The 1,520-nt window shown below is 68.6% G+C and carries 1 protein-coding gene; it reads left to right on the top strand.

Annotation, left to right across the window (positions count from 1 at the left end; all coding sequences use genetic code 11):
* The coding region (gene ftsH / locus GR328_RS26450; protein ID WP_160888620.1) for an ATP-dependent zinc metalloprotease FtsH at positions 1-1,519 on the top strand (1,519 nt) is incomplete at its 5' end.
* Position 1,520 lies beyond the last annotated feature (1 nt).

Genomic DNA, 1,520 nt, shown 5'->3' with positions numbered 1-1,520 from the left:
CATGGGTTTTGGCAAGTCGAAGGCGAAGCTTTTGACGGAGGCGCATGGGCGTGTGACGTTTGAGGACGTGGCGGGGATCGACGAGGCCAAGGAGGATCTGCAGGAGGTTGTGGAGTTCCTGCGCGATCCGCAGAAGTTCCAGCGGCTTGGCGGGCGCATTCCGCGCGGGGTGCTTCTGGTGGGCCCGCCCGGCACCGGCAAGACGCTCACCGCCCGCGCGGTGGCGGGTGAGGCCAACGTGCCGTTTTTCACGATTTCGGGCTCCGACTTCGTGGAGATGTTTGTGGGCGTGGGCGCAAGCCGTGTGCGCGACATGTTCGAGCAGGCCAAGAAGAACGCCCCCTGCATCATCTTCATCGACGAGATCGACGCGGTCGGCCGCCACCGCGGCGCGGGCCTGGGCGGCGGCAACGACGAGCGCGAGCAGACCCTCAACCAGCTTCTGGTGGAGATGGACGGCTTTGAGGCCAACGAGGGCATCATCATCATCGCGGCCACCAACCGGCCCGACGTGCTTGATCCGGCGCTGCTGCGCCCCGGCCGCTTCGACCGCCAGATCGTGGTGCCCAACCCGGACGTGACCGGGCGCGAGAAGATCCTGCGGGTGCACGTGCGCAAGGTGCCGCTGGCGCCGGACGTGGACCTGAAGGTGATCGCCCGCGGCACGCCCGGCTTTTCCGGCGCCGACCTGATGAACCTGGTCAACGAGGCGGCGCTGTTGGCGGCGCGGCGCGGCAAGCGCATCGTGACCATGCGCGAGTTCGAGGACGCCAAGGACAAGGTGATGATGGGCGCCGAGCGGCGCACCCTGGTGATGACCGACGACGAGAAGCGCCTGACCGCCTATCACGAGGCGGGCCATGCGATCGTGGCGCTCAACGTGCCGGCGACCGACCCGGTGCACAAGGCCACGATCATCCCGCGCGGGCGAGCGCTCGGCATGGTGATGCAGCTGCCCGAGCGCGACAAGCTGTCGATGAGCTTCGAGCAGATGACCTCGCGGCTGGCGATCATGATGGGCGGGCGCATCGCCGAGGAGATGATCTTCGGCCCGGAGAAGGTGACCTCGGGCGCCCAGTCGGACATCGAGCAGGCGACGCGGCTGGCGCGGATGATGGTGACCAAGTGGGGCTTTTCGCCGGAGCTGGGCACGGTGGCCTATGGCGAGAACCAGGACGAGGTGTTTCTGGGCATGCAGATGGGGCGCCAGCAGAACGTGTCGGAGGCGACCGCGCAGAAGATCGACTCGGAGGTGCGGCGTCTGGTGGAGACGGGCTTGAACGACGCGCGGCGGATCCTGACCGAGAAGCGGGAGGATCTGGAGGCGCTGGCGCGGGGTCTTCTGGAATACGAGACGCTCACGGGCGAGGAGATCCGCAACCTGCTCGGCGGGCAGCCGCCGGTGCGCGATGCGGGCGGAGATCCGGTGACCCCGGCGCGCGGCTCGGCGGTGCCCACCACCCGTCCCGGCCGCCCCCGCGAAAACGACGGCGGCATGGAGCCCCAGCCCCAGGCGTAAC

It is taken from the genome of Microvirga makkahensis (assembly GCF_009830105.1).
Taxonomy (GTDB): Bacteria; Pseudomonadota; Alphaproteobacteria; order Rhizobiales; family Beijerinckiaceae; genus Microvirga; species Microvirga makkahensis.
This window is presented reverse-complemented; position numbering and strand designations above follow the sequence as displayed.